The 7,090-nt window shown below is 73.1% G+C and carries 5 protein-coding genes and 1 pseudogene; all 6 read left to right on the plus strand.

What is annotated here, in order from left to right; translation table 11 throughout:
• The first annotated feature begins 224 nt into the window (after window positions 1-224).
• The 6 genes and pseudogenes from OTB19_RS28875 (at window position 225) to OTB19_RS28900 (ending at window position 6,968) form a co-directional block, all read left to right on the plus strand.
• Window positions 225-1,835: a DEAD/DEAH box helicase gene (locus OTB19_RS28875; RefSeq protein ID WP_267801462.1), complete on the plus strand. Its 1,611-nt coding sequence runs from the start codon at window positions 225-227 to the stop codon at window positions 1,833-1,835.
• Between the two features lie 57 nt (window positions 1,836-1,892).
• Entirely contained in the window at window positions 1,893-2,228 is a 336-nt protein-coding gene (locus OTB19_RS28880) for a hypothetical protein (RefSeq protein ID WP_385641667.1), read from the plus strand.
• Between the two features lie 55 nt (window positions 2,229-2,283).
• A pseudogene (locus tag OTB19_RS28885) lies at window positions 2,284-2,514 on the plus strand (SCO5918 family protein); the annotation flags it as partial.
• 242 nt (window positions 2,515-2,756) lie between these two features.
• Complete coding sequence (locus OTB19_RS28890; RefSeq protein ID WP_267801465.1) at window positions 2,757-3,587, plus strand: hypothetical protein; 831 nt, start codon at window positions 2,757-2,759, stop codon at window positions 3,585-3,587.
• Window positions 3,588-3,649: 62 nt separating this feature from the next.
• Window positions 3,650-5,062 carry a VWA domain-containing protein gene (locus OTB19_RS28895; RefSeq protein ID WP_267801466.1) on the plus strand — a complete coding sequence of 471 codons (1,413 nt, stop codon included), beginning with the start codon at window positions 3,650-3,652 and terminating at the stop codon, window positions 5,060-5,062.
• A gap of 151 nt (window positions 5,063-5,213) precedes the next feature.
• Window positions 5,214-6,968: a carbohydrate binding domain-containing protein gene (locus OTB19_RS28900; protein WP_267801467.1), complete on the plus strand. Its 1,755-nt coding sequence runs from the start codon at window positions 5,214-5,216 to the stop codon at window positions 6,966-6,968.
• Window positions 6,969-7,090 lie beyond the last annotated feature (122 nt).

Consider the following 7,090-nt stretch of genomic DNA (forward strand, 5'->3'; position numbering starts at 1 on the left):
CCCGCCCGGGTGGAAGTCCGCCCGGCCGTCGCCCCCGATGCCCGGCCTGTGCCACGGCCGCCGGGCAGGGTGACGCCCCTTTCAGCAGTGAACCGTTCCGTTCCGCTCCGCGTGTTCGGCACGGCCCTGTTGTGTCATTTCTTCGGCTCGTTCTTGCGAATCCGCTGCGGCTCACCCCAATGCCAGGAATTCCTCGATACGCGCCGCATCGAGGAAGGTTCTGCATGAACCGCGCAGCTCGCACCAACGACCGCTCGTCCCGCTCCCGTACGGGGGCCTCTTCCGGTGGCTCCTACAGCTCGTCCGGCTCCTACGGTTCGTCCGGCAGCTCGTACGGATCGTCCGGGTCCGGCAGCTCCTACGGCTCTTCCGGCGGCTCCTACGGGTCCTCCGGCGGCAGCCGCGGCAGCCGCTTCGGCTCCTCCGCGCCCAGCCGCTCCGGCAGCGGCTCCCGATCCGGCGGGGGGAACCGCTCCGGTGGCTACGGCCGTCGCTCCGCCGCCCCGCAGGGCGAGTTCGCCCTGCCCGTGACGTTGACGCCGGCGCTGCCCGCCGTCGAGGCCTTCGCCGACCTGGACATGCCCGAGGCGCTGCTCGCGGCCCTCGGCGCCCAGGGCGTCTCGGTACCGTTCCCGATCCAGGGCGCGACCCTGCCCAACACGCTCGCGGGCCGCGACGTCCTGGGCCGCGGCCGCACCGGCTCCGGCAAGACGCTCGCCTTCGGCCTGGCGCTGCTGGCCCGCACCGCCGGTCAGCGCGCCGAGCCGGGGCAGCCGCTCGCGCTGATCCTCGTACCGACCCGTGAACTCGCGCAGCAGGTCACCGACGCGCTGACGCCGTACGCCAAGGCGATGCGCCTGCGCATGGCCACCGTGGTCGGCGGCATGTCCATCGGCCGCCAGGCCGGCGCGCTGCGCGGCGGGGCCGAGGTCGTCGTCGCGACGCCCGGCCGGCTGAAGGACCTCATCCAGCGCGGGGACTGCAGGCTCAACCAGGTCGCCATCACCGTCCTGGACGAGGCCGACCAGATGGCCGACATGGGCTTCATGCCGCAGGTCACCGCCCTGCTGGACCAGGTGCGTCCCGAGGGGCAGCGGATGCTGTTCTCGGCGACCCTGGACCGCAACGTGGACCTGCTCGTGCGCCGGTACCTGACCGACCCGGTCGTCCACTCGGTGGACCCGTCGGCCGGCGCCGTGACGACGATGGAGCACCATGTGCTGCACGTCCAGGGCCAGGACAAGCAGGCCGCCACGACCGAGATCGCCGCCCGCGACGGCCGCGTGATCATGTTCCTGGACACCAAGCACGCGGTGGACCGCCTCACGCAGGACCTGCTCAACAGCGGGGTGCGCGCCGCGGCGCTGCACGGCGGGAAGTCGCAGCCGCAGCGCACGCGCACGCTGGCCCAGTTCAAGACGGGCCACGTGACCGTGCTGGTCGCAACGAACGTCGCCGCCCGGGGCATCCACGTCGACAACCTCGACCTGGTCGTCAACGTCGACCCGCCGACCGACCACAAGGACTACCTGCACCGCGGTGGTCGCACCGCGCGCGCCGGCGAGTCCGGCAGCGTGGTCACCCTGGTCCTGCCGAACCAGCGCCGCGACATGGTGCGCCTGATGGCCGCCGCCGGGATCACCCCGCAGACCACCCAGGTCCGCTCCGGCGAGGCCGAACTGAACCGCATCACCGGTTCTCAGGCCCCCTCCGGCGTGCCCGTCACCATCACGGCCCCGGTCTCGGAGCGCCGTACGCGCAGTGCCGCCTCCACCCGCGGTCGGCGCAGCCGCCCGGCGCAGGCCCGGCGACGCTCGTACGACAGCGCGGCGTAACGCGTGCGCACCCTCGCCCGACCGGGCGACGGAACCGGCCTGACGGCCCGGGACGTCATGGGCGACCTCGGGCCCCGGGTCGGCGACGACATGCACGTCGACGTGGCCCGCTCGGTGCTGATCAGCGCCCGGGCGGGGCACCTGGTCCTCCAGGACGACGAGGGCCGGTGCTCGGGTCTGGTCACCCGGGCCCAGCTCGACGCGCACCGCGGCGGATCCTGGGGGACGACCCCCACCCGGCTGCGCGACATCCCGCTCGACCGGGGACCCTTCACGGAGTCCTCGGCCGGGGTGGGCGAGGCCCGCACCGCCATGCGCGGGCGCGTCCTGGACATGTCGCCGGTGATCGACGAGCACGGTTACACCCTGGGCGTCCTCGCCCTCACGTCCTGACCGCCTTCGCGGCCGTCCGGTCCGGCGTTCACCTTCCCGTCCCCGCGGAGGCATCATGCGTTGCGTCATCGCCCGTTTCCCCTTCGAGCTCACCAAGGCCGAGGTCCTGGAGTCCATGAAGGGGATCAAGGCCGAGCCCGTCACCGGGGAGGCCGTGGTCATCGGCCGCCGCACGTACCCGGTCAAGCAGGTCGGCGAAATGATCACCCGCCAGGACCGTCGCGACTTCACGGCGGACGAGGTGACCCGCGCGCTGACCCGCCTGGGCTTCGTCTGTCGCACGGTGGAAACGGCTTAGATCCTCGAGATGTCCCGGGTCCGGCGTCGCGCCGGGTCCGGGACATCGTCGTGTCCGGGCCGGGCCGGCGCGTCCGGTTCGGCACCCGCTGTCCGGGTGGGTCCGGCTCGTACCGCCCGGTGGCGTCGGACCGGACCACAACCGTGACCGAAGCGTCATCGCAGCCCGGCCGCGGCGGTCCGCGACCTTGCTAGGTTCCTCCCTCAATCGGGAGCCGCAGGAGGGCCGCCATGCACGCCGGACGCGACAACAGGCGCGAGAACAGCGACGACAGGGAGGACGGACGCCGGGGTGGACGCGAGGGCGGACGCCGATCCGCCGCCCGGGCGCGCCCGCTCGTCGTCTCGGTACTGATGGCGGCGGCCCTCGCGGGCTGCGGGCCGGCCCCGGCCGCCTCGACCCGCCCCGATCCCTCCGCCGGCGCCGTCACGCCGTCCGCCGCTGCCTCCGCCTCTCCCTCCGTCTCCGCCGAGCCCTCGACCACCGAGCCCTCGACCACCGGGGCCCCGGCGCCGGGCGCACCGGCGTCCTCGTCCCCGAGCCCGGTGCCCGCCCCGACGCGCACGGCGGCGCCCGCGCGCCCGGCTCCCGCGACCCCGCTGTCCATGGACGTGGCCACCCGGGGCGGCCGCCTCGACCTGGTCCGCGGCGGTCCCGCGCAGGAGTTCACGGTCACCCTGAACAACGGCAACACCCAGGCGTACCGGCACCTGCTGCTCACCTTCCAGATGGAGAGCCTCGTGCCGGAGCCCGGGGACACCCCCGGTCCCGCCCGGGCCTTCGTCCTGGAGCACCGGGACCCCGCCACCGGCACCTGGCGCCCCGCGGAACTGCGCGTCGCGAACGACTTCAAGCCCTACGCCCTCCTTTCGGGGGGCGCCCCGCTGGCCCGCGACGCCGTCCGCACCGAGCACTACCGCCTGCGCGCCACCGCCACCGGCCCCACCGGCTCCTCCCCGGTCGTGGTCGACGCCATCGACACGGACGCCCCGTCGGACACCTCGCGGGACCGTGAACGGCCGGGGCACTTCTCCCTTCCCCACACCACCCGCCGCCCCTGACCCGGGAGCCTCGCCGGGCACGTACTTCCGGGACCGCCGGAGCGGCGGGCAGACTGTCCGCTGTGACTTCACTGAGTAAAGGCGCCAATCTGCCGGTCCCGGCGTCGTCCGTCAGGGCCGTGCTCTGCTGGTCGGCCGGTCCCGGGGTCCCGGACGTCGACGCGTCCGCCCTGCTGCTCTCCGGCGACGGGCGGGTCCGCTCCGACGGCGACTTCGTCTTCTACAACCAGCCGCGCCACTCCTCGGACGCCGTCCGGCACCTGGGCAAGCAACCCGGCGCCGACTCCCTCCAGGTGGACCTGGCCGCGCTGGAGCCGGGGATCGAGCGCGTCGTGCTGTGCGCCTCCGCCGACGGGGGCAGCTTCGGGCAGGTGCCCGGGCTGCACCTGCGGCTGCTCGACGCCGTGTCCGGAGCGGAGTTGGCCCGCTTCGACATGACGGCGGGCACGGAGACCGCGTACGTGAGCGGCGAGCTGTACCGGCGGGCGGGCGCGTGGAAGTTCCGGGCCGTGGGCCAGGGATACGCGAGCGGCCTGGCGGGATTGGCGACCGACTACGGCATCACGGTGGACGACACCCCGGCCCCGGTGCCGGCCCCGGTACCCGCGTCGACGGCGCCGCCCACGCCCGCCTTCACCCCGGCCCCCGTACCCGCGCCGGCCGCCGCCCCCGCTCCCGTGCAGGCCTCCGCCGGCGCGCCCGCCGTCCGGTTGGTCAAGGGCGAGGAGCGGCTCCCCGTCGAGATGCGCAAGCTCCTGTCGCTGCGCAAGCAGCAGGTCGCCGTCAGCCTGACGAAGAACGGGGCGGCGGGAGTGACCGCCCGTGTCATCCTCGTCCTCGACGCGTCCGGTTCGATGTCCACGCTCTACTCGCGCGGCACGGTGGCCGGCGTCGTGGAGCGGATGGCCGCCGTCGCCGCGCAGCTCGACGACGACGGCGAGATGCAGGCGTGGACCTTCGCCACCAACCCCGCACGGCTGCCCGACCTGACCATCGGTGAACTCCCGGAGTGGATCCGCCTGCACGTCCGCGTCGGCCAGATGAGCCTGTTCGGCCGAAAGAAGCCCCCGAAGGGCCTGACCGGCGGGCAGGTCGACATGCGCGCGGTCGGGTTCCAGAACGAGGAGCAGAAGGTCATCGCGGAGGTGCGCGCCTACGTACGCGCGACCGTGGTGCCCGTGCCCACCCTCGTGCTGTTCTTCTCGGACGGCGGCGTGTACCGCAACAACGAGATCGAACAGGAACTGCGCGCGGCCGTCGAGGAGCCGGTGTTCTGGCAGTTCGTCGGCCTGGGCCGGGCCGGCTTCGGCGTGCTGGAGCGCTTCGACGACATGCCCGGCCGGCGGGTCGACAACGTCGGGTTCTTCGCGGTGGACGACATCGACGCGATCTCGGACGCCGAGCTGTACGACAAGTTGCTGTCGGAGTTCCCGTCGTGGATCCGGGCCGCCGGACAGGCGGGCATCCTGCGCTGACCCGTGCGGACCGGGCCGGTCGACTCGGATGAGCCCTTCGCCGGCAAGTATGTTGTCCGGTTCAAGAAATGGTCTGGACCCTTGACCCGGTGTTGGTCCAGACCAATCATGAGGCGTCCGCCCGTTCGCTCGCGCCCCACCGGGAGCATCGATGAGACGTCGTTCCAGGCCCGTTCACTCCTTACTGGCCGCCCTGACCACCCTGGTCGCCTCCGCCGGACTCGTGGTCGGGGTGGTCGAAGGCACCGCCCACGCCGCGACCCCACTGCCCGCGCACGTCTTCGCCCCGTACTTCGAGGCGTACTCCTCCGACAGCCCCGCCGACCTCGCGCTCAAGTCCGGCGCCAGGTACCTGACCATGGCCTTCGTCCAGACCGAGGCCAAGGGATCCTGCACCCCGTACTGGAACGGCGACACGGGCAGCCCGATCTCGGGCTCCGTCTTCGGCGCCGACTTCGCCACGATCCGCTCCCGCGGCGGAGATGTCATCCCCTCCTTCGGCGGGTACGCGGCCGACAACGGCGGCACCGAGATCGCCGACAGCTGCACGGACGTGGACGCGATCGCCGCCGCCTACCAGAAGGTCGTCACGACCTACGACGTCTCCCGCCTGGACATGGACATCGAGGACAACTCGTTGACCAACAAGGCCGGCATCGACCGCCGCAACCAGGCGATCAGGAAACTCCAGGACTGGGCCGCCGCGAACGGCCGCCCGCTCCAGGTCTCGTACACCCTGCCCACCACCACGAGCGGACTGGCGAGCAGCGGCCTGGCCGTGCTCAAGAGCGCCAAGACCGCCGGCGCCCGGGTGGACGTGGTCAACCTGATGACCTTCGACTACTACGACGGCGCCGGCCACGCCATGGCCGAGGACACCAAGACCGCCGCCACCGGTCTCCAGGGCCAACTCGCCGCTCTGTACCCGACCAAGACCCCCGCCCAGCTTTGGGGCATGATCGGCGTCACCGAGATGCCCGGCATCGACGACTACGGACCCGCCGAGACCTTCACCACCGCCGACGCGAAGGTGGTCTACGACTGGGCGACCGCGAAGGGCCTCAACACCCTGTCCTTCTGGGCGCTCCAGCGCGACAACGGCGGCTGCCCCGGGACGGGAGGCTCCGACACCTGCTCCGGCATCGTCCAGGGCCCCTGGTACTTCAGCCACACCTTCGCCCCGTTCACCGGCGGCGGCGGGCCGGTCGTCGACGACTTCTCCGTCTCGGTGACCCCGGGCTCGGCCTCGGTCGCCCCCGGCGGCACGACCACCGCGACCGTGGCCACGACCCTCACCTCGGGAACCGCGCGGCCCCTCGCGCTGACGGTCGCCGCAGCGCCCGCCGGGGTGACGGCCACCCTCGCCCCGGGCTCCGTCACCACAGGCGGATCGGCCGTGGTCACGGTCACCGCCGCCGCCGCGGCGGCCCCCGGAACGTACGCCCTGACCGTCACCGCGACCGGCGGCGGACTCACCCGCTCGGCCCCCTTCACCCTCACGGTGTCCGGGCCGGGCGGTGGCGCGGGGGCGTTGGTCAACGGCGGCTTCGAGAGCGGAGCGCTCGCGCCGTGGAGCTGCCAGAGCGGCGGGGCGGTGGTCAACGTCCCCGCGCACGGGGGCTCGTACGCGCTGAAGGCCTCGCCCACCGCCGGGCAGACGGGGGAGTGTGCGCAGACCCTCACCCTCGCGCCGAACACGGCGTACACGCTCGGCGGGTGGGTCCAGGGCGGCTACGCCTACCTGGGCGTACGCGGCGGGGCCACCGGCAGCGCGTGGACCGGCTCCGCCGGGTGGTCCAAGCTGACCGTCCCCTTCACGACCGGCGCGTCCGGCACCGTGACCGTCTACCTGCACGGCTGGTACGGGCAGGGCGCGGTGTACGGCGACGACCTCTCCGTCTACTAGTGCTGCTCCGCGAAAGTTCGTGGAGGGGGGTTCAGGCTTCCTGGAGGGGGCTGGCGGCGTAGGTCCACTTGAAGGGGCGGGCGGTCTCGTTCCGTTTGATCATGTAGTCGTCCATCTTGGCG

Source organism: Streptomyces sp. H27-H5 (assembly GCF_026627505.1).
Lineage (GTDB): Bacteria > Actinomycetota > Actinomycetes > Streptomycetales > Streptomycetaceae > Streptomyces.